General features: G+C 39.7%; 26 protein-coding genes and 2 pseudogenes. 21 read left to right on the top strand and 7 right to left on the bottom strand.

All coding sequences use genetic code 11. From position 1 onward, the window contains the following. Positions 1 to 30 precede the first annotated feature (30 nt). Positions 31 to 1851 carry an assimilatory sulfite reductase (NADPH) flavoprotein subunit gene (locus JVX94_RS04855; RefSeq protein ID WP_205184723.1) on the bottom strand — a complete coding sequence of 607 codons (1821 nt, stop codon included), beginning with the start codon at positions 1849 to 1851 and terminating at the stop codon, positions 31 to 33. A gap of 260 nt (positions 1852 to 2111) precedes the next feature. Here JVX94_RS04855 and JVX94_RS04860 point away from each other — a divergent pair, with 260 nt between their 5' ends. After that, positions 2112 to 2510, top strand: a complete 399-nt coding sequence (locus JVX94_RS04860) for a DUF3221 domain-containing protein (protein WP_223250990.1) — start codon at positions 2112 to 2114, stop codon at positions 2508 to 2510. A gap of 69 nt (positions 2511 to 2579) precedes the next feature. On the opposite strand, the gene JVX94_RS04865 is transcribed toward JVX94_RS04860, so the two are convergent. Continuing rightward, positions 2580 to 4007 (bottom strand): aldehyde dehydrogenase family protein, encoded by a 1428-nt coding sequence (locus JVX94_RS04865; protein WP_205184725.1) that lies wholly within the window; start codon positions 4005 to 4007, stop codon positions 2580 to 2582. A gap of 211 nt (positions 4008 to 4218) precedes the next feature. Here JVX94_RS04865 and JVX94_RS04870 point away from each other — a divergent pair, with 211 nt between their 5' ends. From JVX94_RS04870 to JVX94_RS04880, 3 genes are read left to right on the top strand one after another with little or no spacing between them, the layout of a single operon-like run. Further along, positions 4219 to 4644 (top strand): DMT family transporter, encoded by a 426-nt coding sequence (locus tag JVX94_RS04870; protein WP_111291186.1) that lies wholly within the window; start codon positions 4219 to 4221, stop codon positions 4642 to 4644. A gap of 13 nt (positions 4645 to 4657) precedes the next feature. Further along, positions 4658 to 5338, top strand: a complete 681-nt coding sequence (locus tag JVX94_RS04875; RefSeq protein WP_205184728.1) for a Crp/Fnr family transcriptional regulator — start codon at positions 4658 to 4660, stop codon at positions 5336 to 5338. A gap of 21 nt (positions 5339 to 5359) precedes the next feature. Beyond that, positions 5360 to 5845 (top strand): DMT family transporter, encoded by a 486-nt coding sequence (locus JVX94_RS04880; RefSeq protein WP_205184731.1) that lies wholly within the window; start codon positions 5360 to 5362, stop codon positions 5843 to 5845. Positions 5846 to 5852: 7 nt separating this feature from the next. On the opposite strand, the gene JVX94_RS04885 is transcribed toward JVX94_RS04880, so the two are convergent. After that, positions 5853 to 7259, bottom strand: coding sequence for a phospholipase D-like domain-containing protein (locus JVX94_RS04885; protein ID WP_205184733.1), 1407 nt, complete (start codon positions 7257 to 7259; stop codon positions 5853 to 5855). Positions 7260 to 7418: 159 nt separating this feature from the next. On the opposite strand from JVX94_RS04885, the gene JVX94_RS04890 reads away from it, so the two are divergent. The 5 genes from JVX94_RS04890 to JVX94_RS04910 all read left to right on the top strand — a co-directional run bounded on the left by JVX94_RS04890 (position 7419) and on the right by JVX94_RS04910 (position 12015). After that, on the top strand, positions 7419 to 8195 hold the full coding sequence (locus JVX94_RS04890) for a MurR/RpiR family transcriptional regulator (RefSeq protein WP_111291178.1): 777 nt from the start codon (positions 7419 to 7421) through the stop codon (positions 8193 to 8195). A gap of 130 nt (positions 8196 to 8325) precedes the next feature. After that, positions 8326 to 9240: a 1-phosphofructokinase gene (gene pfkB, locus JVX94_RS04895; protein ID WP_205184735.1), complete on the top strand. Its 915-nt coding sequence runs from the start codon at positions 8326 to 8328 to the stop codon at positions 9238 to 9240. A gap of 13 nt (positions 9241 to 9253) precedes the next feature. Then, positions 9254 to 10669 carry a PTS fructose transporter subunit IIC gene (locus JVX94_RS04900; RefSeq protein ID WP_203129913.1) on the top strand — a complete coding sequence of 472 codons (1416 nt, stop codon included), beginning with the start codon at positions 9254 to 9256 and terminating at the stop codon, positions 10667 to 10669. Between the two features lie 15 nt (positions 10670 to 10684). Beyond that, positions 10685 to 11143: a PTS sugar transporter subunit IIA gene (locus JVX94_RS04905; protein WP_095408703.1), complete on the top strand. Its 459-nt coding sequence runs from the start codon at positions 10685 to 10687 to the stop codon at positions 11141 to 11143. Between the two features lie 2 nt (positions 11144 to 11145). Beyond that, on the top strand, positions 11146 to 12015 hold the full coding sequence (locus JVX94_RS04910) for a class II fructose-bisphosphate aldolase (protein ID WP_095408702.1): 870 nt from the start codon (positions 11146 to 11148) through the stop codon (positions 12013 to 12015). 41 nt (positions 12016 to 12056) lie between these two features. Here JVX94_RS04910 and JVX94_RS04915 read toward each other — a convergent pair whose 3' ends face one another. Beyond that, a complete protein-coding gene (locus JVX94_RS04915; RefSeq protein ID WP_205184736.1) occupies positions 12057 to 13577 on the bottom strand; it encodes an MDR family MFS transporter in 1521 nt (506 codons plus the stop codon). 170 nt (positions 13578 to 13747) lie between these two features. On the opposite strand from JVX94_RS04915, the gene JVX94_RS04920 reads away from it, so the two are divergent. From JVX94_RS04920 to cdiI, 6 genes and pseudogenes are all read left to right on the top strand, one after another. After that, positions 13748 to 14167: a MarR family winged helix-turn-helix transcriptional regulator gene (locus JVX94_RS04920; protein WP_223250989.1), complete on the top strand. Its 420-nt coding sequence runs from the start codon at positions 13748 to 13750 to the stop codon at positions 14165 to 14167. Between the two features lie 26 nt (positions 14168 to 14193). Then, positions 14194 to 14337: pseudogene (locus JVX94_RS19530) on the top strand (DUF6262 family protein); the annotation flags it as partial. Between the two features lie 118 nt (positions 14338 to 14455). Continuing rightward, positions 14456 to 14929 (top strand): GNAT family N-acetyltransferase, encoded by a 474-nt coding sequence (locus JVX94_RS04925; protein WP_205184738.1) that lies wholly within the window; start codon positions 14456 to 14458, stop codon positions 14927 to 14929. A gap of 380 nt (positions 14930 to 15309) precedes the next feature. Continuing rightward, positions 15310 to 16377, top strand: a complete 1068-nt coding sequence (locus JVX94_RS04930) for a dimethylarginine dimethylaminohydrolase family protein (protein WP_205184740.1) — start codon at positions 15310 to 15312, stop codon at positions 16375 to 16377. Between the two features lie 301 nt (positions 16378 to 16678). Beyond that, a pseudogene (locus tag JVX94_RS04935) lies at positions 16679 to 17418 on the top strand (T7SS effector LXG polymorphic toxin); the annotation flags it as partial. 107 nt (positions 17419 to 17525) lie between these two features. Next, positions 17526 to 17885 (top strand): ribonuclease toxin immunity protein CdiI, encoded by a 360-nt coding sequence (gene cdiI / locus JVX94_RS04940; protein WP_240193801.1) that lies wholly within the window; start codon positions 17526 to 17528, stop codon positions 17883 to 17885. Between the two features lie 334 nt (positions 17886 to 18219). Here the strand turns inward: cdiI and JVX94_RS04945 are convergent, their stop codons facing one another. Together JVX94_RS04945 and JVX94_RS04950 are read right to left on the bottom strand one after the other, a co-directional pair. Then, entirely contained in the window at positions 18220 to 18684 is a 465-nt protein-coding gene (locus tag JVX94_RS04945; protein WP_034622069.1) for a DUF8821 family protein, read from the bottom strand. 21 nt (positions 18685 to 18705) lie between these two features. Next, a complete protein-coding gene (locus JVX94_RS04950; RefSeq protein ID WP_095408665.1) occupies positions 18706 to 19185 on the bottom strand; it encodes a GyrI-like domain-containing protein in 480 nt (159 codons plus the stop codon). A 109-nt stretch (positions 19186 to 19294) separates the two neighbouring features. Here JVX94_RS04950 and JVX94_RS04955 point away from each other — a divergent pair, with 109 nt between their 5' ends. Then, positions 19295 to 20257 (top strand): helix-turn-helix transcriptional regulator, encoded by a 963-nt coding sequence (locus tag JVX94_RS04955; protein ID WP_144470710.1) that lies wholly within the window; start codon positions 19295 to 19297, stop codon positions 20255 to 20257. Between the two features lie 141 nt (positions 20258 to 20398). Here JVX94_RS04955 and pdxR read toward each other — a convergent pair whose 3' ends face one another. Beyond that, positions 20399 to 21775, bottom strand: coding sequence for a MocR-like pyridoxine biosynthesis transcription factor PdxR (gene pdxR / locus JVX94_RS04960; RefSeq protein ID WP_205184742.1), 1377 nt, complete (start codon positions 21773 to 21775; stop codon positions 20399 to 20401). Between the two features lie 108 nt (positions 21776 to 21883). Here pdxR and JVX94_RS04965 point away from each other — a divergent pair, with 108 nt between their 5' ends. The 5 genes from JVX94_RS04965 to JVX94_RS04985 all read left to right on the top strand — a co-directional run bounded on the left by JVX94_RS04965 (position 21884) and on the right by JVX94_RS04985 (position 26876). Continuing rightward, positions 21884 to 22327, top strand: coding sequence for a GNAT family N-acetyltransferase (locus JVX94_RS04965; protein ID WP_144470704.1), 444 nt, complete (start codon positions 21884 to 21886; stop codon positions 22325 to 22327). A gap of 183 nt (positions 22328 to 22510) precedes the next feature. Beyond that, entirely contained in the window at positions 22511 to 22951 is a 441-nt protein-coding gene (locus JVX94_RS04970; RefSeq protein WP_205184744.1) for a rhs-associated protein, read from the top strand. A gap of 309 nt (positions 22952 to 23260) precedes the next feature. Beyond that, the gene (locus JVX94_RS04975; protein ID WP_345890806.1) at positions 23261 to 25306 is read left to right on the top strand and encodes a BglG family transcription antiterminator; all 2046 of its coding nucleotides are present in this window, start codon (positions 23261 to 23263) and stop codon (positions 25304 to 25306) included. Between the two features lie 15 nt (positions 25307 to 25321). After that, positions 25322 to 25588: a PTS sugar transporter subunit IIB gene (locus JVX94_RS04980; RefSeq protein WP_039179043.1), complete on the top strand. Its 267-nt coding sequence runs from the start codon at positions 25322 to 25324 to the stop codon at positions 25586 to 25588. A 25-nt stretch (positions 25589 to 25613) separates the two neighbouring features. Further along, positions 25614 to 26876, top strand: coding sequence for a PTS ascorbate transporter subunit IIC (locus JVX94_RS04985; protein WP_203129901.1), 1263 nt, complete (start codon positions 25614 to 25616; stop codon positions 26874 to 26876). Positions 26877 to 26879 lie beyond the last annotated feature (3 nt).

The following is a 26879-nucleotide window of genomic DNA, read 5'->3' on the forward strand; positions in this document are numbered from 1 at the left end:
AGTAAAAGCTCCTTTCTTTCAAGCATTCAATCAATATACGTCACGCTGATAGCGTTTTTGCTGCTGCAAGTTGGCTAGATAGCTTTCTGCTTTCTCTTTGCTCATCGCACCTTCTTCTTGGATGATTGATAGAAGGGTATTATGAACATCATGCGCCATATGTTTTTCATCTCCGCAGACATATACATAGGCACCTTGCTCCAACCATTCGAATAATTCTTTACTTTGCTTCTTCATTTGGTGCTGGACATATACTTTTTCCTCTGAATCTCTTGAAAAAGCCACATCCATTTTCGTTAACACACCATCTTTTAACCACTTTTGCCATTCGGTTTGATATAAGAAATCCGTCACAAAGTGCTGATCTCCGAAGAATAACCATGACTTCCCGTCTGCACCAACTTCCTCGCGCTCCTGCATAAAGGAACGGAAAGGGGCGATGCCTGTGCCTGGTCCCACCATAATGATCGGTGCTTCATGGTTTTCAGGAAGCTTAAAGTTTTGATTGTGCTGGATATAAACAGGCAGCGTATCACCTGGCTCTAAGCGCTCTGCACATAAGATCGAGCAGACACCTTGACGTTCTCTTCCGTGAGCATCATATCTCACAGCACCGATCGTCAAATGAACTTCTTCTTCATTTGCTTTCAGGCTGCTTGCAATGGAATAAAGGCGTGCTGGAATTTTTCTTAAAATCGCAGTGAAGTCTGCCGCTGTTCCTTCAAAAGGACCGAAATCGCGAGCAGCATCTACTAAATCTCTTCCTGCTAAATACGCTTTTAACTTTTCTTCGTTTCCTTCTTCTAAAAGGGCTTGCAAGGCTTCGCTTTTTGTAAAGGACGCCATCTTTTGAAGAAGAGGTTTTGTTAATACGGTAATCTCAAAATGAGAGGTGAGTGCTTCTTTTAAAGGAAGTGTGTCACCGTTTTTATGAACAGTTACGGCTTCCTCTGCATCCCATCCGCATGTTGTGATCAGTTCATCAACAAGCGCAGGATCATTTGTTGGATAAATACCAAGGCTGTCACCCGGCTCATAAACAAGTCCTGATCCTTCAAGAGAAAGCTCCAAATGACGGGTTTCTTTGTTAGAGCCGCGGCCATTTAGGTTAATATTTTCAAGCACTTCAGCATAAAAAGGATTTGTTCTTGAGTATTCAGATGCTGCTGTTTGAGTGCTTGCATCCGCTGATTCTTGCGGGTTTGCTGCGGCTTCGCCTTCGCTAAGTGAAGATGCCACCCCTTGAAGCCATTCAGAAAACGGCTCATCATAATCAAGGTCACAGTCCACTCGGTCGAAAAGACGCGTTCCGCCAAGCTCTTTTAAGCGCTCATCAAATTCTTTACCTGTCTGACAGAAGAATTCGTAGGAGCTGTCACCAAGTGAAAGGACAGAAAAGCTTAAATGATCGAGCTTTGGTGCACGTCTGCCGTGAACATATTCATGGAAAGAAAGGGCATTATCAGGCGGATCTCCCTCACCATGTGTGCTGACGATAATCAGTAAATTGTGTATTTTTTTCAGACTATTTGGTTTAAAATCTGACATAGAAGAGAGCGTCACTTGAAAACCTTTCTCTTCAAGATGCTGCGCTGTCTTTTTTGCTAACCCTTCAGAATTTCCTGTTTGCGAGCCATAAAGTACGGTCACATCTTTGCTGACAGGCTGCGCTGGTGCTGCAGCAGAAGGAGAAGGGGCTAGGGCAGTATTTTCTGATCCGGCTAAAGCTGCCTGTGCTGATAAATAACCGGTAAGCCAAATTTTTTGCTGATCTGTTAAAGTCGGAAGCAGCTGATTAAGCAGTTCTGCCTGCTCCTGACTAAACGGACTGTTCAATACATGAAGTTGCAACGATATCCACCTCACAAGGAATATAAACATAGATTAATTCGATAGGAATTATATATATAGGTTCAATTTGAACTTTACCGAAAGTTTGCCATTAAGTAAAATATATAATATTGATTGTCATGATTAAGATTTCTAATACCTTTGCAAGGTGAAGGAACTTGAAGGTGAATCGCTTAACTGTATAAAGCACCTTAAGAAAAATGGGCGGTTTTGAATGAAGAAGCGATCGTAAGGAATTAAAAAGGGGTGTATGAAAGTTGATGCAGCTAAAATTTAAAAACATAAAATGTTTTCGGTTTGTCATCTTGATTTTTCTTATTTTATTAGTAGCGTGCAATTCTCCAAAGGGCAATATAAAGGATACATACAATCAGAATAAAACAACAGCACCTTTTTCAAAAAAAGGCATCCTGCTAAGAAAAGGGGAGACGAATTTACTTCTTATAAACAATAAAACGCCTCTAAAAAGCGATGATTCATTGAAAACTCATCTTCTTATTGAAAAGTATAAAAATGATCTCATCGTTATGGATTTAACGAAAGTAGATACTAAAGAGCTGTCACAGGGTCAAACGATTGAGGTTTGGTTTGATGAGTTACAAGAATCGTTTCCTCCTAAAGCAAAGGTCGAAAAATATAAAATCATGATGGATAAGTAGGGAGGAGGGGGCAGATTCTTTCTATCATAAAAAAGGAGAAAAACCTTAAGGTTTTTCTCCTTTCTCAAATTATGCTGTTGGAAGTCCCATCACAGCTTTCACTTCTAAATATTCCTCGATTCCGAAGTCTCCCCATTCTCTTCCGATACCAGATTGCTTAAAGCCGCCAAACGGGGCAAAGTAATCTGTTTCGGCATTGTTAATGGTAATTTGGCCAGCACGAATATGTTCAGCTGCATATTTTAATGTTTTTTCATCTTTTCCAACTACATACCCAGCAAGTCCATACACTGTATCATTGGCAATCTCAAGGGCATGATCCAGATCCTTATATGTGATCACACTCATGACGGGTCCGAATATTTCCTCTTGCGCAATGGTCATATCATTTTTCACATTTGTGAAAATAGTATGCTTGGCGAAATATCCTTTGTCTAGTCCGTCCGGCTTACCAGTTCCCCCAGCAAGCAGGTGAGCACCTTCTTCAATTCCTTTTTCAATATAAGACTGCACGGTATCCCATTGCTTTTTGGAGACAAGCGGGCCAGTGGCGTGATCTTCTCGCGGATCACCAACTGTAAACTTCGGCAGGGCATTCAGCAGCGCTTTTTCAAATGCGTCTTTCATTGATTCAGGAATCAGCACACGTGTAGCTGCGGAACATACTTGACCTGTATTCATCGCAATATGATGAACGGCTGTTTCGGCTGCCTCATCCACATCTGCATCATCTAAGACGATAAGAGGGGATTTCCCGCCAAGCTCAAGAGCCACTTTCTTAATATTGTCTGCAGCATTTTCCATTATTTTAGAACCGACAGCACCTGATCCAGTAAATGAAACAAAGTCAATATCAGGGTGTGAACTAATGCCGTCACCAATGACATCACCAGTTCCGTTTACTAGGTTGAAGACGCCTTTCGGTACGCCTGCTTCATCAATGATGTCTGCAAGAATCATTGCGGCAAAAGGTGTAATTTCTGCAGGTTTTAAGACAACTGGTGAGCCTGCTGCAATGGCACCCGCGATTTTTAATGATGTTTGATTCGTTGGGAAATTCCAAGGTGTAATCAATCCGCTGACACCAATCGCTTCTTTTATAATGGTATGTCCGCCGCGGTCCTCAGTAAATGTATACGATTTAAGTGCTTCCGCTGCTTTAGAAAAATGTTCATGTCCCATTTTGTAATGAACCTCTTCTGATACTTTCAGCGGTGCACCTAGCTCTTGTGTCATGACTTCAATTAGTTCATCCTTACGTTTTTCGTAGCCGCGCACAATGTTTTCCAGCATCTTTACGCGTTCATTTCGAGATGTTTTTGAGAAAGAAGGGAAGGCGGCACGAGCTGCTTTGACTGCTTTGTCTAAATCTTCTTTTGTTCCTAAACTAATGGTGCCAATGACTTCCTCTGTAGCAGGATTGATGACCTCCGTCGTTTCGTTTCCTGTTGATGCGATCCATTCTCCGTTAATAAAATGTTTCTCTTGATTTCTCATTCTGACATGTCTCCTTTTTATATGTGATTCAATTCAATATTCTGTTTTCAGGTGATATAAAACTGTACCCACTGTGAAAAATCTAAAACGATGCAACTGTAAAAGAAAAAGTTTCTGATATAATACGCAAAGTGGGACATATGTCCTTTTCAACATGAGGGCATCTATCTTTTAATGGAACTAGACTGAAAAAGAAGGAGCATTTGAACGAATGAAAGGTGTTATTTTCGCTTTATTAGGAGGCGCTTGTATTACACTGCAAGGCGTAGCAAACGCAAGAATCAGCCAGGATATCGGGACATGGCAGGCGGCAACCATCACGCAGCTGACCGGTTTTATGATCGCACTGATCATTTTACTGATCGTACGTGACGGACACTTTCGAGAATATCGAAAGGTGAAGCCGCTTTATTTAATAGGCGGCGCATTTGCAGCCATTATTATTTTCAACGAAGTGACTGCGATTCAAATGATCGGTGTCACACTGACCATCGCTGCTTTACTCATTGCACAGCTTGCTTTCACCTTTGCAATCGATGCAAAAGGATGGTTTGGTGTACAGAAAAAGAAAATGAAATGGCCGCATTATGCTGGAATTCTATTGATGATCGCAGGCGTGATCATTTTAAAGCTATAAAGGAGGGCGTTAGATGGAGGAGCTTCATGATAAATCACTTTTTTCCTCTTATCTCAAGGCACATGAATTAGAAAACGTCTTTCATCAGAAACTCATATCACACGTCAGCTTATGGCGCTATGAGCAAGGTGAGCTGATTTGTTCAAAGGGAGATCAGAGGGAGCACTTGTACTTGTTAGTAAAAGGAAAATTAAAGATTTTCACCACCACAAAAGAAGGGAAGACCTTTATTCTTTCTTTTAAACATCCTCTAGAAGCGATTGGAGATATTGAATACGTTCAGCAGACAGATATGGTCAATACAGTGGAGGCTGTCACAGAAGTACATATGCTAAGGATTTCTCATCAAGCGCTCATGCGCCATGCGAAGGATGATCCCCGTGTTTTAACCTTTTTACTAAAGGGCATCACAAACAAATTTTATACGAAATCAAACGATTTGAGCTTCCATCTTTTATATCCTGTAGAGGTCAGGCTCGCAAGCTACTTATTGTCCGTATTAACAGGCGATAACAGCGCGAGCGCACTTCGTCTCACAGATGCGGCGAGCTTAATTGGTACAAGCTACCGACATATTAACAGGGTGATTCAGCAATTTTGTGAAAAAGGGCTGATCGAGAGGCAAAGAGGAGAGATTACGATTCTTGACCGGGAAGGACTCTTAGAAATAGCGGAGCGAAACATTTATGAATAGAAGAAATGAAGGGATACATACATGATCATAGGAATAGGATTAGCCATTGCAGCTGGCGCACTTGTCAGCTTACAAACCATTTTTAACAGTAAGGTCAATGAGCAGACAGGCTCTTGGTCAACGACCACTCTCGTTCTAGGTATGGGCTTTATTGCTTCACTTTTGATGGGTCTTTTGTTAGAAGGAACCGGCATGTTTCAATTAAGACATATGGAAGCGTGGTACTGGATTAGCGGAGCCATTGGAGTAGGGGTGGTCATCTGCCTCGTTCAAAGCATTAAACGTCTTGGTCCGACTTATGGAATCTCGATTGTCCTGATTTCACAGCTCGGCTCCGCGCTTTTGTTCGATTCGCTCGGCTGGCTTGGGTTAGAGAAGGTGGAATTTTCTACCACAAAACTATTAGGTGTCATTGTGATTGTTGCGGGGATCTTGGTGTTTAAATTGACCAAATTGGAGTCAGCAGAAGAGGAGCAATCAGAAGGAAAAGGGCTGCCACAAGAGTAGCTGCCCTTTAGATCAACCGCCGCCATAGAATGGTTATCGCGGATAAACCATTTAAAAGGAGCCTTTTCATTAAAGGCTTTTTTTTCTGCCCATATGACCCCGCTTTATAAGCTGCTTTATCCTTCGCGACGAGATAACTATAAGCGATTTTCTGTTCAATTGCCTCAGTAAGTGATAGCGCAAACGGGGCACTATCGATGACCAAAATCGACTCTGTATTTAAAAAACTAGACCTCGCATCTAAATTATATGTTCCGATAATACTTAAATAATCATCAATGACCATTGATTTCGCATGAATGGAATACGGACCTTCATATTCGTACAAATGAACGCCTGTTTTCATCAGTTCCTTTTTCGTGCTTAAGTAACCTGCAAAAGCTAACGGATTTGGCGTCGCTGTAAGAGAATTCGTGACAACTGTCGTTTGAATCCCGCTAGCTAAGGGAGTGAGGCCGTCTTTCATGGGACGTGTCGGGATGACATAGGGCGTCTGTATGAGCACAGAACGCTTTGCCCGGTGAGCAAGATCGTTTAGTTTTTTCAGCACAAGAGGACGCTTATTGAAACGCTCCACAGGATTTGTAAAAAATGCAATCTGTTTCACTGAGGTGCCATCTGCTGCCCAATTAAAGGACGACATCACAAAAGGTTCTTTCGCATGCACTGCCTCCTGATAGGATCTAAGCAGTTTCTTTCTTAGTTTTAAGCCTTTTTTTGCTTTTCGTTTAGAGAATACAGCTTTTGTTCTTTTCGTAAAGTCATGATTCCATAAATAAACGAAATATTGCTCCATTTCATCTAATACTTTTCCTTTTTTGTCGTTATAGAGCAGCACATCGCGGTCAAATGCAAAGTCTTTCGGGGGCTGATCTGCAAAGTATTTATCACCGATATTTCTTCCGCCCATTATAGCCACTCGGCCATCTGCCAGCAGCAGCTTATCATGAAGGCGGTTATGCCACGTCCATGGCTGAAATAACCGAAAAGGCTCATAAAACCGAATGGCCATGTTCGGGTGATTTGCCACGGCATATCGTAAATCCTTTAGCGGTCCACGCAAGCTGTGGCAAATGCCGTCTAAAAGCAGCTGGACTTTCACTCCTCGATCAGCGGCTTCAATTAAAGCACCTAGTACCCATTCGGCTGTTTTTCCCTTTTGAATGGAATAGTAGCTAAGGCGGATTATCCTCTTTGCCTCACGTATCATTTGGATTCTGGCCTGACCAGACTCAAAACCATCGTCAAGAAGCATCACTTGATTTGTACCCTGATCGTCGCCTGAGATCGAAGAGGCTTTATAGATACAATGTTCTTTGCATGTTTTTTGTATCGGTAAATAAAACAAAACAAATGCGGTCAAAAAGACATAAACGACATAGAGAAGGATCAGATAAAACAAAAGATGAAGCATACGGATCAGCTCCTTTCACATAGACACAACTTTTCCTTAGTTTATGTCAAAATTAAAATTTCACTCATTTTCGCCGTTCATCAAAATATATGACAAAAGAATCATCTTGTTTTTATTGGGCAATTAATTATAGTATGAAATGAGTAAGGGGGAATCGAATTGAATGAATCATTATTTAACATCCCAAGCGATGTATATCAAACGTTAAGTGAAACAGAACGTTATTTACTCAATTATATTCACAAGCATTTAGAGGATATCTCCACCTTATCCATTGTCACTTTAAGCGAAAGAGCCAATGTATCGACTGCCACGATAGTCAGGCTGATGAAAAAAATTGGCTATAACGGCTATACATCCTTTAAATATCGATTGAAACAAGAAAAGAAAATGACAGATGCAAGCGACCAGCTCAAAAATATTGATGAAGACATCAAACTAGCGATTCGGAAAAATGAAGAAGAGGTTTTAAAAACGATACAGCTGCAAAGTATTGGGCAAATTGAAGATGCCGTTCAAAAAATACATAATGCAGACAAAATTTATATTTTCGGCAGAGGCTTCTCAGAGATGATCGCCAAAGAGATGACCATCAAATTACAGCTCATCGGAAAAACATGTGAAGTACACGATGATCCCAATATCATTCGGCTGAAATCGCGAGACATTGAAAAAAGTGAGCTTGCCATCTTTGTTTCATTAAATGGTGAAACAGCTGAGCTCGTTGAAGCGTGTCAAAACCTCAGCATGAAGCAAGTGACAACCATTACTGTCACGACAAGAATAGATTCTACATTAAGCAAAATATCAGACATGACACTAGTCGGATATAAAGGGGAACAATCTTTCTTCCCAGATTATGAAGTCAGATCCCGCCTGTCTCTTCATGTCATTGCCCGCATTTTACTCGACGCCTATGTGATCCGAATGAAATAACCAATAAGAAAGCCTTCGAGACTTTGATCTGGAAGGCTTTTTCTCATGAAAACCTTTACACATTCTGAAAACATTTTCACCGAATCGTATGAGATACTTTCTTTAGAGAAAAGAAAGAAGGTGAAACCAATTGATTTATACCTGCACCTTAAATCCTGCTATTGACCTATATATTGCATTAAAAGAAATGCGGGCAAATGCAGTCAATCGCACAGAAGATGAAGATTATCAGCCGAATGGAAAAGGCGTGAACGTGTCGATTATGTTAAAGAAATATGGCTTCACCAGCACTGCTTTAGGATTTATTGCTGGGTTTTCAGGCTCTTATATTGAACAATCCTTAAAGGATCTCTCCATTCAGACCGATTTTATCTCGGTTGAAGGCATCACACGCATTAATGTTTTTATCAATACGACAGAAGAATACAAGCTCGTGAATCAAGGTCCAGCGATTGAAGAAAAAGCGCTTCACGCCTTTCGTGAGAAAATTGCGGCTATCCCGCAGGGAGGCATCCTTATCATGTCAGGCAGTCTGCCAAAAGGCGTTCCTGCCAGCATTTTTTCAGAAGTAGCAGCTATTTGTCATCAACAGAAGGTCAAGTTCATTTTAGACACAAGCTCCGCAGCAGTTCTTGAGACGCTTCAATACAAGCCGTATTTATTAAAACCGAATGAAGAAGAAATCGCTGCTTTTTTCGGCAAAACACATCCTTTGTCAGAAAAAGAACTCATTCAATCAGGAGAGAAGCTCATTGAGATGGGTGCAGAGCAAGTGCTTATTTCCCGCGGGGGAGAAGGGGCTTTGTTCATTACGAAAGACGCCGTCTTAAAAGGAAACGCACCGACAGGCACTGTAGTAAATACCGCTTGCTCTGGAGATGCGATGCTCGCAGCCTTTCTTAGTAAACAGCTTGAAGGTCATTCATCTGAAGAGTGCTTACGTTACGGCATTGCAACGGGAGCATCCACTGCGTTTTCGAAAGGCTTAAGTGATTTACATGACATTGATTCATTGATTGAGCATATACACATTCAGAAGATATAAGGGGGAATAACACATGAGCCGTAAAAAAATTGTCGCTGCAACCGGCTGTCCAACAGGCATTGCACACACATTCATGGCAGCTGAAGCATTAAAAATCGCTGCCGAGCAACTAGGGGTAGACATCAAAGTTGAAACGCATGGTCAAGTAGGAATTGAAAACGCTTTAACTGATCAAGACATTATGGAAGCAGATGGGGTCATTGTGGCAGCTGACAAAGATGTAAATACAGATCGTTTTCACGGCAAACCACTGATTGAAGTGCCTGTAGCGAAGGGTATCCGCACGCCAAATGAACTGATCCAAGGCATTATCAATGGAGATGCCCCCGTTCATCAAGTGAAAGGAAGAACTTCTGGAACGGAGAAACCATCTGCTCCTTCATCCACTCAACAAAAGTCGGCAAATAAATGGATACACACCATCTATAAGCACTTAATGAACGGTGTATCACACATGCTGCCATTTGTTGTTGGAGGCGGTGTCTTAATTGCCCTTTCTTTCTTATTCGGTATCTACTCTGCTGATCCTAAGCATGAAACGTATCATCCGTTTGCTGCCTATTTGAAAAGCATTGGCGGACTCGGCTTTAGTTTAATGGTGCCAATTTTAGCAGCATTTATCGCTGATTCGATCGCAAGACGCCCAGGGATGGTCGTTGGATTTATAGGTGGTCTCCTTGCAAATGATGGAGGCGCTGGATTCTTAGGTGGTATTATCGCTGGTTTTGCAGCAGGGTATATCATCGTACTTCTTCAATTCCTGCTTCAAAAATTACCTGCATCACTTGACGGATTAAAATCAATTTTCATCTATCCTGTCATTGGTATTTTCTTAATTGGGGCTGTGATGACACCTCTATTAGTTCCAATCACAGGCTTAAATAATTCATTAATGGATTTTCTCTCAGCAGTTCAATCCACGAATCCACTGCTTTTAGGTTTAATTGTTGGAGCGATGTGTGGATTTGATATGGGAGGACCTTTTAACAAAGCAGCCTATGTCACAGGAACGGCTTTACTTGCAGAAGGTAACCTTTACTTCATGGCAGGTGTGTCAGCAGCATGTATCACACCGCCGCTTATCATTGCGATTGCTACAACCATTTTCCGAAAACATTTCACGCCGCAGGAACGAAATGCAGGCGCCATCAACTATATTCTGGGGGCGACACATATTACAGAAGGAGCCATCCCATTTGCGGCCAAAAACCCGGTCGTTGTCCTGCCAATTATCATGTTTGGTTCCGCCATCTCTGCTATATTGACGTATCTCTTTGGCGTACAGGTTCCAGCTCCGCATGGCGGGTTCCTTGTCCTTCCAGTCGTCACAGGGGCATTCCAGTGGGTGCTTTCCATACTAATCGGATCACTTGTAGGTGCAATTTTATACGGCCTTTACCGTAAAAAAATAGACAAACCCGCAGTTTAAGAGGGAGGAAGAGAAATGATGGAACATATCTATATGAATCTTCACGAAACAGCTTCTTCACAGGCTGGTGTTTTCGCAGCCATTGCTGACATTGCCTACAAAGCAGGTATTTGCACCTCACCAGAGGATGTCAAAAAAGGCTTAGCGGAAAGAGAAGCACTTAGTACAACCGGATTTCAAGATGGATTTGCCATTCCGCATACACAAACAGAAGCCATCACGAAACCAGCACTTGTGATCGTCCGCACGGAAACAGGAATTGAATGGGACGCTTTTGATGGGAAGCCTTGCTTTTTCTTCTTATCCTTACTGATCCCCAAAAATGAAGCAGGGACCACTCATTTAAAGGCTCTTTCTGCCCTTTCACGAGGCTTAATGGATGAAGCGAAACGACAAAAACTGCTGGAAACAAGAACAAATGAAGACATGCTTGCTGTATTAGAAACGGATATTTTAACTAGAGAGGATGTTTGATCATGCCTTTACTTTCAACAACACCGATGCTTGAGGCTGCGAAAAACGAAAAATACGGAATTGTGGCATTCAATGTGCACTCCTTTGACAGTATCTATTGGGTGCTCGAAACTGCCGCAGAATTAAAGTCACCTGTGATTTTGCAAACAACGGTTGGAACAGTTCAATCTCTTGGAGCAAAAGCGATTGCAGATACAGTGAAAGCGGCGGCTGATCAATATCAAATCCCAATCGGTCTTCACCTGGATCACTGCACAGACTTTGATGTGATTCTCACCTGTATCAGGGCCGGATATACATCCGTTATGATCGATGCATCCATGCATTCGTATGAGGAAAATGTACGCCGGACAAAAGAAGTCGTGGATCTTGCATTAAAAGTAGGTGTGAATGTCGAAGCAGAGCTAGGCAAGGTAGGCGGCGTAGAAGATGATATCGTTGTCGACGAAAAGGATGCTGAAAAAGCCGTTCCATCAGAATGCCGTCAATTTGTAGAAGAAACTGGGGTGCCTACTTTAGCGCCTGCGATTGGTACTGCCCATGGCATTTATAAAGGGGTGCCAGATATCGATTTTGCCCGCATAGAACAAATTGCAGCACTGGTCGATGTACCACTTGTCTTGCACGGCGGTTCCGCTGTACCAGATGAGGATGTCAAGCGATGCGTGGCACTTGGTATGGCTAAGGTGAATGTCTCAACTGAACTGAAAAATGCATATTCCGAGGCGATACGTGATCATTTCTCAAACGAACCTGAAAGTTTAGATCCACGTATGTATTTACAAAAAGCAAAACAAGCAGCAAAAGACATGGTCCAATCGAAAATACGAATCGTTGGCAGTGAGGGCAAAGCCCATCCATTATATCAATAAGACGAAAAAAAGCAGAGCCGCTATCGCTCTGCTTTTTCCCTTTATTCGTTTTCTTTCATTTCATTAGATGTGCGTACCCGTGCATTTCCCATAAATACGACCGTAATCGCCGCAAGTACAATCGGGAATAACGCAAGCAAAAATACGTACGTAATACTTTGTGACATCGCATCGATGACTTTATTTAAAATATCTGGCGGAATTTGTGAGCGGGCACCTTCTTGGAAAATAGCCTGTGGATCGCCTACTTGAGAAGGGGCTCCTTTCATTCCGCTAAAGGCATCTGCCAAACGATTTGTCAGCACATTGGTTTGAATCGTTCCGAAAATCGTGACACCCAGGGTCATTCCAAGTGATCTCATGAATGAATTGGTCGAGTTTGCACTGCCTCGGTAGCGCGGCTCAAGATCATTCATTGAAGCTGACGGCAGAAGGGAGAAGCTGAACCCGACGCCAAAGCCTGATATCATCATAAAGAGTGTGAGCCACAGTCTTGCTGTATCTGGTGACATATTGGCAAGCAGCAGCATCCCAGCGAAAAATGAAATGACAGAGATGGTCATCAGACGTCTGAAAGGCACTTTCGTCTGCATCGTTCCGCCAATCATACTGCCAATGACTGATCCAATCATCATCGGTGTTAAAATGAACCCTGCACTTGTCGCAGATTCACCGTACACCGCTTGCACGAAAATAGGAATAAAGACAGCAAGAATAATAAATGTCCCGCCATATAAAAACGCTAAAATTTGAGATGTCGCAAATAAACGATTTTTAAACATCCAAAATGAGATAATCGGCTCCTCAGCCTTACGCTCAACAATAAAGAAGATCGTACCGAACACAAGAAATACAGCAAAAAGTGTGAGGATTTGCACCGAATCCCAAGCATAAGATTTACCGCCAAGCTCAAGCGCGAACATTAAGCTGACAACCGCAACGACAAGTGTAATGGCACCTGACCAGTCGATTTTCTGCTTACGATGTTCAAGCGACTCCTGATAGTATCTGGCGATCAAGAAGACACTGACAATACCGATTGGCACGTTAATATAGAAAACCCAATGCCAGCCGATCGAATCCGTAATAATAGCACCTAAAAGCGGTCCGAGTACACTTGATAAACCAAAGACTGCTCCAAACATACCAGACATTTTTCCGCGCTTTTCAGGCGGGAAGATGTCGAAGATAATCGTGAATGCGATCGGTAGAAGTGCACCGCCTCCAAGCCCTTGAATGGCTCGGTAAATAATGAGCTGATCCATCGTTTGTGCGATACCGCACAGCGCTGATCCAATTAAAAAGAAAATAAGTCCAAACAGAAAAAAACGCTTTCGACCATACATATCAGAAAGCTTTCCGTAAATCGGCATTCCGGCCATCACTGCCACCATATAAGAAGCCGTCACCCAAGCAAATTTATCAAAACTGCCTAAATCTGCTACGATACTTCCCATTGCTGTTGCAACAATGGTATTGTCCATCGCTGCCATAAAAATCCCTAACAGCAAACCGATGACAACAAAGCGAGTGGATGCCTTGCCTTTATCCACATGATTCATTTCATTTACCTCCTGCTTACGTTCTCTCATTATTTTTGCTATGATCAACTTAACCATAAAGTAAGAGAACATTTATCTTGATGATCAAGATAAATTGATTTTAAAGGGAGGAGAACAAGTTGTCAATAAAGAACGAGGCTGAAGACAGAGCAGCCCAGATCATACATACAATGAGGCGCCTCGCCACACGAACCGTTTTATTCCACCAAGCAGCCGCTCAATCGCTCGGCCTTTTTCCAACAGATCTCAAATCCGCCGATCTATTAAACGAACTCGGCCCCCTCACAGCGGGGGAATTAAGTGAAAAAACAGGCCTTAGCTCCGGTGCAGTAACAGCACTCATTGACCGGCTTGAAAAAGCGGGCTACGCAAAAAGAGAAAAAGACCCAAAGGACAAACGAAGAGTCATCATTGTCCCACTAACAGCTGGGAAATCACAGGTGAAAGAACTCTTCCAATCCTTATCAACATCAACCAAACAGCTCACAAACGAATACAAACCAGAAGAATTAGATTTAATCATTCAATTCATTTCAGAAGCAGCTGAAATAATGGAACAAGAGCTGCAATTGCTTAAGTCTAAATCGTAAGAAAGCACACTGATGCGTTAACTACACAAGTAAAGCGAGAAATGAACGAAAACAACAAAGATGCTCTCATTGCATCTCTAAAAAGAAAAAACAAAAAGTTGGAAGAGGAAAATAGGCAATTAAGAGAGCAACTGAAAGTAGCATATGCAGATGTCTATAAAAATTTATAAGAGAGAACAACGTTCTCCCTCCTTCAACTAACGGAGCAGTATAGCGCAAGAAGAAGTTGATGAAATAATTATAAGTATATTAGGATGCTTATCCTAAAAAGGGGAGGTATAACAGAAAGTGAAGATTATAAAGTTTAAGGATACGGATACAAAAGAGATTATTTCATTGTTTTATGAAACAGTTCATTCCGTAAATTCAAAAGATTATTCCCAAGTACAATTGGATGCTTGGGCACCAAGAGATGAAAAAGAATTTAAAATTAATTCTTGGAAGGAATCATTGGAACAAAATATAACATTTGTTGCTAAAGTTAATGATAAAGTTGTTGGTTTTAGCGATTTAACGCATAACGGGTACTTAGATAGACTATTCGTTCATAAAGATTATCAAGGACAAGGTATAGCCACAGCTTTAGTTGATATGCTCGAATCTGAGGCAAAGAAACTAAAGCTTTTAGAAATTGATACCGAAGCAAGTATTACAGCTAAGCCATTTTTTGAACATCTAGGTTACAAAATTGTTTGTTCACAAACTGTGGAAAAAAAGGGGGTTAAGTTGGCTAATTTTAAAATGCTAAAAAAAATAAAATAATAATGCTAACAGGTGAAGTTAGTTTAAGAAGAAAGGGTATAACATATAAGTCATATAAAATATGTTATACCCTTTCATTTATTTAACTTATTTTCAATTTAGGGCTTGATAATTTTTAGGTGTGCTTTTTTAAATGAAAAAAATAAACCTGCACTGGATGAAGAATTTTAGATTTCTTTGGATCTGATATACAGAAGATGAATTCGGTGAACTATCACTTGAATAGATTCAAAGGTTTAGAGATGAAAAAGGATTGTTACCATAAGCTGAAACCTTTCCACTTTAAAAATAAAAAAAGCATAAGAGTTAATAAATATTTAAGATTTAATCGTTACTATTTTGATTAACCACAAAATAAATAAAATGGAGGGTTAATTGAAATGAGAAGAAAATTTATTCATTTAGTTAGCTTTGCTGCGGTAATGGCCATTATTGTAACAGGGTGTTCGCAGTCAAAAAGCTCAGACAGCGTGAAAGTAAAAGCGGAAAAAGTCTCAGCTGAAAACGAAAAAAATAAAGGAAGTGTGTATGTAGAAAGTGAATTCGCTCCATTAAAACGTGTCGTTTTGTCTCAGTCTGAAGTTTATTTTCCGGAGGAAGATAGCGGCCCAAACATGATGGAAGATATGAAAGATATTCAAATCAAAATGGAAAAAGAGCGTGAAGAGTTTAAAAAAGTACTTCAGAAATACGATGTAGACACCCAAATGCCACGCCTTTTAACAGAGGATGAAAAGAAATTAGGTTTAGCTGAAAATGGTATAACTGGTGGAGCAGGTGCTACGAATTTCTTTGTGAGAGATCCATTCTTTACAATCGGAAATCACATAATCGAAGGATCGTTCTTTTCAAGCTACCGTAGACTAGAAGTTCTTCCAGCAAGAGATATCCTTTTAAAAGAAGTAAAAGCAAACAAGAATCCATATGTTGCTGTTCCACAGCCCGATGTTTCAAAGGGGATAAATTCAAAGACTGGCCCGTTTTTAGAGGGTGGAGATATTCTTGTGTACGGGAAAACAATTTTTGTTGGAAACTCTGGTCAAGCATCTAATAAAGAAGGAATCGATTGGCTCCGTAATTATTTAACACCAGATGGTTATAAAGTAGTTGAAGTAAAACTCGAAAAAAATACACTTCATCTTGATTGCGCCATTAGTTTTGTGCGAGACGGTCTAATGATTGTGAATGAAGACTCACTACCAAACGGAATTCCAGATGAATTAAAAGATTGGGATAAAATAAAAGTAAGCTACAAAGATGCGCAAAATTTGGCTATTAATGGGCTACCGATTAATGAAAAAGTATATGTAACAGATATAGCATATAAAAATACAATTGGAAAAGAATTAGAAAAAAGAGATATCAAAGTGGAATATGTTGATTTTAAAATAACAAGAAGCTTTGGTGGCGCTTTCCGATGCACGACTCAGCCATTACTGCGTAAATAAATACATCCTGAATAAGAACTTTTTTTATGTGGATCATCGTATAATAGACAAGAAAAACGAACCGAATATGTTGTCCAGAAAGAAGAACCTGCGGACACTGATCATTGAGCACTTTAAATGCTTTGATTGGTGTCCGTTTTTTGAAGAAACGCACCTTTCTCTGATCAAATAGAAGCTGTTTTTGTATCTTTATTCCCATTTCATGACATTCCTTGTATTGGTAAAATTGACCTTGTCAATGAATAGGAAGGAGTGAATTCTTCTGGGTAAGATACTTGATGCAAAAGCACTAACCAGTGCCATGGACACAAGGGCAAAACACTATCAGGAACTCCGTGAACAAATGGTAGATTTAAAAAAGGCATTACAAGATGTTGCCAATCTTGGTGATGATTTCACTGGGAAAGGTGCCGATAATATTAAAAGCTTTTATAAAGAGCTTGCTGGAAATGTAGACATGTTTATTAGCTTCATTGATAAGCAAAAAGCCTTTCATGAAGGTGTTCCTGGAACACTGGATGATACGAGCTTTGGCGGCGATACCTTTATAGAGGAACACTTTTTAGACAACGCAGTACATATGGGCATCAAAAACGCCAAAAGCATTGTAAAGGATCAAAAAAAGGCACTCAAAACCATTTTTCAAGACATTGATGACCTCATTTCTCTAGAGGTATTTGATAGTCAAACCTTTGATGAAAAAATAGAAGATGCGGAAGATGAACGAAAAAAGACGGTCAAAGATCTAAGAGAGTTTGATCAAAATTTAAAAGATGAATATGCTTTGTCAGAGACGGAACAGCAAGCTACAATGGCATTGTACGCTGAAATGATGAATGCGACAAATGATGGAAAAGCGATTTCGCCTATGAATTTTGACAAGAAAGCGTATCAAAATAGTGAAATCTACAAGGCAAAAAGCGATATTGAGAAGCAAACTTCTGAATATCTGAAAATCAAAAAAGAACAAGAAGAAGCCCGCGAGATCGCAAAGGAACAAGAAGCGCTCGCCAACCGCCTTGGTATGAAAAAGCCCTCGATTAATGGGAAGGTTATAATGGACAAGGTATAAAATGGAGAGGTTATACAGATAAGGATGGGGCAGTGATCTCGTTTTATCCTGAATTATAGGTGGGAGGATTCAGAGTATGTTAAAAAAAATTTTAGAAACTCAAATGTTAAGAGATGAACATTTTCCTGTGGTGGCTTTTTTCAATGCCATTACTGATGATAGCTTTGTAAATATTGTTCAGCATTTATCTACGGGAGTAGGTTATGGAATTAACGATGTTGATTGCTCATTTCCAAATGATCTGGAACCCGACGAGGAGCCCTTTCATGGAGTACTATTTGCACTTCATGATGATGAGGTTATTGTTGATTATCAAACATTCTACTATTATCTTGAGCAAGTCTGTAACATGTATATTACAGAGTATCCCCAGGATAAGAAAACTATTAGTGAGGTGTTAAGGAAGGCATTTGAAAGATATAGATTGGCCAATTGACAAAAGCAACCTCTGAAAATAGTTGAGCAATTATGTATTGAAATTAGTAGGATGATTAAAGACAATACAATTAATAAATTTAATTAGATTTTATGGTGAGTGTTTTTTGAATGAGGGATACTTTACATCATTTTCTTTGAATATAGGTCTGAAAAAAGTATAGATGTTAAACAGTGAAATAGCCAAGCCACTTTAACAGCGAACTTTTTCATAAGAAATGAAGTTGGTACAATAAACAGAAAAACATCCTCTAATAATACATAGAGAATGCTGCTCTGTTTAGAAGGGGAAATAATTTTAATTTATTTGTTCAATCAGATTCACAAATTCGAGTTCAATATTCCCCTTTAATTTTAAAAAATGACCCACGAATCGTTCCAGCTAGTTTAGACTTCTGCCTAGCAAATTTAAATTTCCCTTCTAATTCCTTTGGTACTTCCATACCTTCAGAAAGCTTAAAACCAACAGCACGTTTTTTCGGGTCATCCAATGTATACAGGACGTTAATTGCAAGACCATCCTCATAAAAGACGTAGGTCCATTTGATATTTTCTACTTGAAAACTTGCCGTTTCTAAAGGTTTGGCTGCAAACTCTAATTCACGTTCTTCTTTTAACACTCGGTTCACATAATCAAGGGTATCTTGACTTTCGCTAGCAGGCAATACTGTAAATTCATGCTTATATTTGTTCATAAAGTAACGAGCCTCATTAGCTCGTAAGCCAGCAAGTGCTTCTGCTACAGGTGAAGACTCTAAACCAATCGTAGACACATTTTTAAAATCAACGATATAAGCCATTTCTATCCCTCCATATCCTTCTTATTTCCGTACAACAGGAATCCACATCTCACCAAGTAATAAGCCGTTTCGCTGACCCATCTCTACCACTGCATTTGGTCCACCAACATAGGCGAAATTCTTTGCTTCAGGCAAGACTTGACCAAATGCAATACCAGTAAGCGTTTGATGCAATTCATCAGCCGTTTTAGCTTCCCCTTTAACGATTAGATATTCCCCTTTAGGAAATTGAATCACTCTGTCTGCTTCTGGTAACGATTCCTCTGTCATGACCCCGACATAATGCATCAGCTTGTTATTTACCGCTTCGTTTACGATAAAAATATAGTCATTTGTGGCAATGGCTTTTAAAGTGTCAAGCTTACCTTCTTGTGTGACTGCTTGCCAAAAGTCTGCTTTTTCCTTCGTGATGCCCGCATAGTCTGTGTAATGACTCTTAAGTTCAGTTCCAATACCTAACACGTTAAAGCTGTCTTTTTCTTCTAGTATATAATCTGTCATATTCTACACATCCTCTTCAAAAAATGAATCAAATGATTCTTTCTTTCACTTGATAGGTATATAATAGGCTTAAACCATGTCAAAAAATGATACTGTTTAGAGGGACCAGATGAAAAAAGTTGAACGGATTAATACCATCATGCGTTATATTAACAACCGCGCCCACTTTACAATTTCTGAAATCATGAGAGAATTTAATATCTCTCGTTCGACAGCAATTAGAGACATCAGAGAAATTGAAGCTATGGGGATGCCGCTTGTCGCAGAAGTCGGAAGGGACGGGGGATATTTTGTGATGAACAACTCTGTCCTGCCAACTGTTCGTTTTACCGATAATGAGATTAAAGCTCTTTTTATTGCCTTTATGGCCACGAGAAACCAACAACTCCCTTATTTAAAGAGTCGCCAGTCTTTAGCTGAAAAATTACTAGGACTCATCTCAGAAACTCAGCAAGATGACCTTGTTCTTTTAAATCGCCTCTTGCTATTTGAAGGGACTAATCCGAATAATCCTGACCTGCTTGATTTGACAGATCTCCCTCATCCCATGTTAGAAAAATTAATCCAACTGCTTATTTTGGATCGATATTTACTGATTACCATGAGAGAGGAGAAAGTGATAAAGTCCTATCCTATTTACCTTTTGAACCTTTATCGTGAAAAAAGCCTGTGGCTGATTGAAGGCTTTGATTTAAAGGAAGAGAAGAAACGGATTTTGCCTGTCGACAATCTCACAGATGTAGAACCATGCTCTACAAAAAATAGATTAAGCAGGAAAAAGATTTTAGAAAAACTAAGTAAGCAGGAGGAAGTAATCAACCTTGTCCTTGAACTTGGTCCAAAGGCAATTGCACAGTTCAAAAAATACCATCCTTTCAAAATGTCAATTTCTTATACGAACCCTTACCAAACTACAGCCATTCTAAAGACTTTTATCGATGTTAATCATTCAGAAGAAATATCCGAAATAACAAATTGGCTATTTTTCCTAGGCGAGGATATCAAGGTCAGGGAAATGCCTGTAGAAATCTTGGAAAGTTTACAAAAGAGACTACTCCTATATTGTCCATAATCAATGCTGGTTAGACCTCATATTAGAGACATGACGGTGAGCCGTATCACAATTGGTAAAGTAGAAAGGTCAAGTGAAATTGTGATAAAGAGTCGATTCACAAAATTCACGCTCAAAGTTTCAAAAAATGAACCATCAATCTTATTTCCATGCTTCTTTTAATAAACAAATACCTCTTTTGATTTGTTCAAGAGAAAGGTTTGCGAAACCGAGCAGTATGTGAGGTAGTACAGGTGGATCTTCTATAAATAAATGACTTGTTGGATAAACTTTTACATGCTGTTGCAGAGCTTTTTCAATTAATTCTTTTTCGGAAAAGGGAGTGTGTATACGTAACATGATATATAATCCTGCCTTGTCACCAATGATCTCAATCTGCTCTCCAAATAGATGGTGAACTTGTTGAACCAATAAGTTCATTTTCCTTTTATAAGTATTGCGCATACGCTTAATATGCTTTGTCCATTCCCCACTTTTCATAAATTCAGTCATGGTCAGCTGATGCAGTAAAGAAGCATTATGTTCGAAATGTTGAAATTGACTAATATAGATATTGATTAATGAATCAGGTAAAACCATATATGCTAATCGTATAGCAGGTAGAAATGCTTTTGAAAACGTCCCAAAATAAATGACATGTGCAGCGTCTAAAGAGGCTAAAGCAGGAAATGGTTTTTGTCCATATCGAAATTCTCCATCGTAATCATCCTCTAATAAGTAACCGTTATTTGATCGTACCCATTGAATCAATTCCATTCTTTGTTGAATCGATAGTGCAGTACCAGTAGGATATTGATGTGAAGGTGTAATATACAATAATTTCCCATTTTTATTTGCGAGTGAGTCCAATAATACGCCCTGTTTTGATGCAGGAATACTCTCAATTTCAAATCCATGTAAATCAAGGACCTCCCGTACACCGCTATAACCAGGGTTTTCAACAATCATACTAGAAAAACTTTCTTTTAATAGAAATCCTAAATACAACAGTAGTTGTTGTGTATTACTTCCAATAATCATGTTTTTGGGGTTAATGATCATACCTCTCGCTTGGAATAAGTAATCAGCCAGTTCTTGTTTAAACTCCGGCTCTCCAAAAGGATTTCCATATTGAAAGCTAATGGATTGCTGCAGGACTCTGTTGGAAATTTGCCGCCAAACTTTTAAAGGGAATTGTTCCTCATCAACAGCACTTGCTTTGAAATCAATGAAATCGATCGATGGTGTTGGTTGAGTTCTAGGTACTTCAAGAATAGGAGTGTGAAGAAATATCGGTTCAAATTCATTGACAGTATAGCCTTTACGCTCATTGGCTTGAATGTATCCTTCAGCTAATAATTGATCATATGCTTGTAGTGTTGTGTGGCGACTAACACCTAGATCATCTGCTAGTGAACGAATTGAAGGAAGATTTTCTCCTGTTTTTAAATTTCCCTCCTCGATTAATGTTTTAAATTGCTCATAAATTTGTTTATATTTTGGTTGATTGACACTGAAAGGGAAAACATAATGTTTCATCTCTTCATTCCTCCCTTCTGACATTTTATAAAGTATAAATCTGTACATTTTCACATGTCAGAATATCGATTATTATACTACTAATTGATACGAAAAGGGGTTAGAAGAATGGATATAGTAAGAGCGAATGAAAATGATTTAATGCAAGTTGCGGTTCTGTTTGATCAATATCGCCAATTTTATAAGCAGCTTTCTAATGTAGAAGGTGCTTATCATTTTCTAGCGGAACGATACCGTAAACAAGAGTCTATTTTGTTTGTTGCAAAGCAAGATGAACAGTATTTAGGATTTGTCCAATTGTATCCAACATTTTCATCTGTCGCGATGAAAGATGCGTTCATTTTAAATGATTTGTTTGTTATAAACGATTTTCGTCAAAAGGGGATAGGTAAGCAATTGATGAAAAAAGCATTTTCATTTGCAAACGAAAAAGGGGCCCGATTTATCTGTTTAGAAACAGCGACTTCTAATATAAAAGCACAACAATTGTATGAAAAAATGGGGATGACAATAGATTCTTCAACTCAGCACTATATTTATTATTTGGATTGAACATAGAAGAATGAAGTTTTGCTAATATAACTCGGTCAAAAAGATGAATATGCTTTGTCAGAGACGGATCAGCAAGCTACAATGGCATTGTACACTGAATTGATTGCAACAAAATGTCGAAACAGCGATTCCTATGGATTTTGACAAGAAAGACATTAAAAAACACAAAAGGGGTTAATTTTATTGAATTCTTATGATGAAGATCTAATAAAGGATTTGGAATTAAAAGACCTTCTTAAATATGTCAAAGTACATAAAAATCCAAAAATTTATTTAGACTTAATAGACCAAAAATTTGATTTTGCTGGTTCAAAAATAGATTGGCTACAAACCAATAAACATCATAGTAAGAGCTCAAATCATGAATCGTTACTTTCTGATGCTCTTCTATTTATAACTGAATTAAAAGAAAAATATTTAGATAATAACTTACAAGTAATTTACATAGGGGATAACCTTACAGAGTTTGGGTACCAGTTTGAATTAAAACATCTAGAAGAGTTACTAGTCTATTTTTTAGATATCCCACAGCACCACTACTTTATATCATTAGAAGGTGATTGGTGTATTTGTATTTCATTTGAAAACGATTTGGATTTTGGATTTAGTTTAAACAAAAAATAAATTTAAGCGTCACATATGGGAAAAATAAAAATGATAAGAAGTGAAAAAACCTTGACTGGATTTATACCATTCAAGGCTTTTTGTGTTTATTCGTCCTCAAACAAGTAAAAGAAAACAAAGGACTCTTTGTATACAAACCTGAAAGCACACTCAAATGGTGTGTTTTTCTTATGAAAGGAGCACACAATCGCTGCACAGCACGCGCTGAAGACATTTGGGCTTCTTTGATGTATGTGAGTTGATTAGACTTATAACCAAAGGGGAAGAAAGGAGGAATTCCAACTGTACTTAACCAAAAGGGGCACTACTTTGCTATCTATGCTGCTTCATACGACATCTTATTTATCAATAGAAGATTTACAGAATCGAATGAATGTCTCGACTCGAACCGTTTACGCTGAAATCAAACGAATGAACAGCTGGCTGGAAACACATCAGCTTAGTGGTGTGCAGCGAAAAGGCCATCTTGGCTATTATTTAAATCCTCATGAAAAAGAAGTCATTATTCAAAAAGCCGACACCATTCTTATTGGTCAAGATTATGAACCATGTGTAAAGGAACGAAGGGCCATCTTGCTTTTATCCATTGCATGTAGCGAGCATTGCCTAAGAATTGATGATTTTATGAAGATGACAAAGGTGAGCCGAAATACTTTGCTCGAGGATATGAAACAGCTAAAAGAAGCGCTCTCAAAGCAGGAGATCACGCTCCGCTATCAATCAGCAAGCGGCTATGTGATGTCAGGAGACGAAAGGGCCATTCGATTGGCACTCAAGCCTTATATATATTTCATTCGCACAATGATCAAAAACGAAAAAACGTTTCCATCGTTTTGGTTAAAGGGACCTATTTCATCCAAACGGGTACACCAGCTCCTCCAGCAGTCAGAACAAGAACTTAAGCTTGAATTTGCAGATGAGATGCTGGATCAGCTCTCTTTGGATCTCTTTTTTTACTTCAAGCGGATGAAGCTAGGGCATGCTGTACACATTTCAAACGAAGAAAAGCGAACATTGCAGGAAACAGAGGAATGCTTGGCGGCTATTCGTTTCATGGCGCAGATTCAAAAAGAGGCCAGTCTCATTGTTCATGATGATGAGATCTATTTTCTTAGCACCTTATGGCTCAGTGCCAAAAAACAAAAACTTCCATCAATTAAAAAACCAGAAGAACATCTCATTCGCACCATCGCCAGACAAATGATATTGGACTTTCAGCGATATGCTTGTATTTCCTTTCAAGAACCAAAAGCATTAGAGCAAAACTTAACAATGCATTTAATTCCAGCTTATTACAGGCTCATCTATCACATTGGTATGATCAACGAACTGACGGATTCTATAAAAAAAACACAGCCAGAAGTGTTTGAAATCACTCAGAAAGTTGCATGCCATTTAGAAAAGGCGGCCTGTTCAAAGTTGAGTGACCATGAAATTGCATATCTCGCCATGCATTTTGGCAGCTGGATGAGAAGAGAAGGAATTTCATCAATTGTCAGGCGTTCTGTATACATTGTCTGCGGAGAAGGAATTGGCACAAGTAACATGCTGAAAACTCAGCTTCTCGAATTAATCGGCTACATTGAAGTACGCGGACTGTTATCAAAGCGTGCATATGAAGAATTAGCAGCCGTTGATGCAGATTTCGTTGTGTCAACAACACCTATATCGTTTAAAGGAAAACCAGTTCATCTCGTTCATCCTATTTTAACTGCCTATGAGAAAAAAACATTACTTCAATACGGGAAAGGCTTAGAAACGAAGGTTGACGAGCAGCATGTAAACGCTTTATTCAACATCATTCAGCAGCATACCATTGTACAAAATAAACAAGCACTGCTTCATGACATTCAGGAGCTGCTTCATCCCACATATGTATCCTATCAGAAAGGGTGGAACCCAGTGTTAAATGATTTATTAACAGAACAAACCATCAAGCTCCACCAAACAGCCGACACATGGCAAGAGGCGATTACAAAAGCGTCGCAGCCATTACTTGAGCAAAATGCTATTAAACCAAGTTATGTGGAAGCCATGATACAGTCTGTTCATCAAAATGGTCCTTATATTGTCATTGCACCACAAGTGGCTATCCCACATGCAAGGCCCGAGGAAGGCGTGAACAAATTGAGCATGACGCTTATGTCATTCAACCAGCCCATTTCGTTTTCAAAGGATGGAAAAAAGCAGGTGCGGCTCGTCATTGTGTTAGCTGCCATTGACAGCATGAGCCACTTGAAAGCACTCAAACAGCTGACCATGCTGTTAAGTGAAGAGAAACGGACGAAACAATTGATTGAAGCAGAAGATTTAGCATCGGTTCAAAAACTAATTGATCAATTTTCACAAGTATAAAGGGGGAGTAAGAAAATGAAAAAAATTCTTGTTGTGTGTGGAAACGGGTTAGGAAGCAGCTTTATTGTAGAAATGAATGTCAAAAAAGCATTAGAAGAATTAGGTCTTAAAGCTGAAGTGGATCATACCGATCTCAGTACAAGTAAAAATGAACAAGCAGACCTTTATATCGGAGCAGCTGATATTATTGACCAGCTGAATGACGGCACAAGAAATGTGGCTGGCTTAAATAATTTGTTAGACCAGAAAGCCATTAAAGACGTCCTTCGTCAACACATTTAAGTCATGAAAAAGGGGGATTCACATCATGATAGAACTGATCATGAATGATATATTGGGCACACCTGCCATTCTCATCGGTTTGTTTGCACTAGCCGGTTTACTTTTGCAGAAAAAATCTGCTGCAGACACTGTGTCAGGCACCTTGAAAACAACCATGGGTTTCTTAATATTAGGGGCGGGCGCTACAGTCGTCTCTGATTCACTTGGGGTTTTTCGAAAGATGTTTGAAGCAGCCTTTCACATTCAAGGGGTTGTCCCAAATACAGATGCTATGGCCGCCATTGCTCAAAAGGAATTCGGTACACAGACAGCACTTATCATGATTTTTGGTATGCTGGTCAATTTGTTACTTGCAAGATTTACACCCTTTAAATACGTCTTTTTGACTGGTCACCACACGTTGTATATGGCGGCGATGCTCGCCGTCGTTCTCTCGACAGCCGGCATGCACGGGTGGGTGCTCATCTCCACTGGTTCCATGATATTAGGTGCAGCTATGGTCATTGCACCCGCAATCCTTCAGCCGTTTACGAGGAAAGTCACCGGAAGCAATGATCTCGCGCTCGGACACTTCAGTACTTTCGGTTATTTTACTGCGGGAATGATCGGCAAATGGGTTGGATCTCCAGAAAAATCAACGGAAACCATTCAAGTGCCTAAATCACTCGGTTTTCTAAGAGATACATCTGTTGCCATTTCGATTACGATGGCTTTGCTGTTCTTTGCCATTGCACCGTTTGCAGGAATTCCTTTTATAGAACAAATTAGCGGGGGCACGAACTTCGCTGTCTTCATTCTTATTCAGGCGATTACGTTTGCTGCTGGTGTGTACATTATTTTAGCAGGGGTACGGATGGCCATTGGCGAGATCGTGCCTGCTTTTAAAGGGATTGCCGATCGATTCGTGAAGGGGGCAAAGCCGGCACTTGATGCGCCAACTGTTTTTCCATTTGCCCCAAATGCGGTCATTATCGGTTTTTTATGCAGCTTTGCAGGAGGCATCGTATCCATTTTTCTTTTACCTTTGTTTGGTTTAACTGTCATTGTCCCTGGTCTTGTCCCGCACTTTTTTTGCGGTGCTACAGCAGGCGTATATGGCAATGCAACAGGAGGGGTAAGAGGTGCTGTCGCTGGGTCCTTTGTAAATGGATTGCTTCTTTCCTTTCTACCCGCTTGTTTATTACCTGTGTTAGGAACCCTTGGCTTTGAAGGGACAACGTTCGGAGATACAGACTTTGGTATCATCGGAATCTTGATTGGATTGATCAAGTTTTTATTTCAGCTGTAAAGG

The organism is Bacillus sp. PDNC022, assembly GCF_016919285.1.
Classification (GTDB): domain Bacteria; phylum Bacillota; class Bacilli; order Bacillales; family Bacillaceae; genus Bacillus; species Bacillus safensis.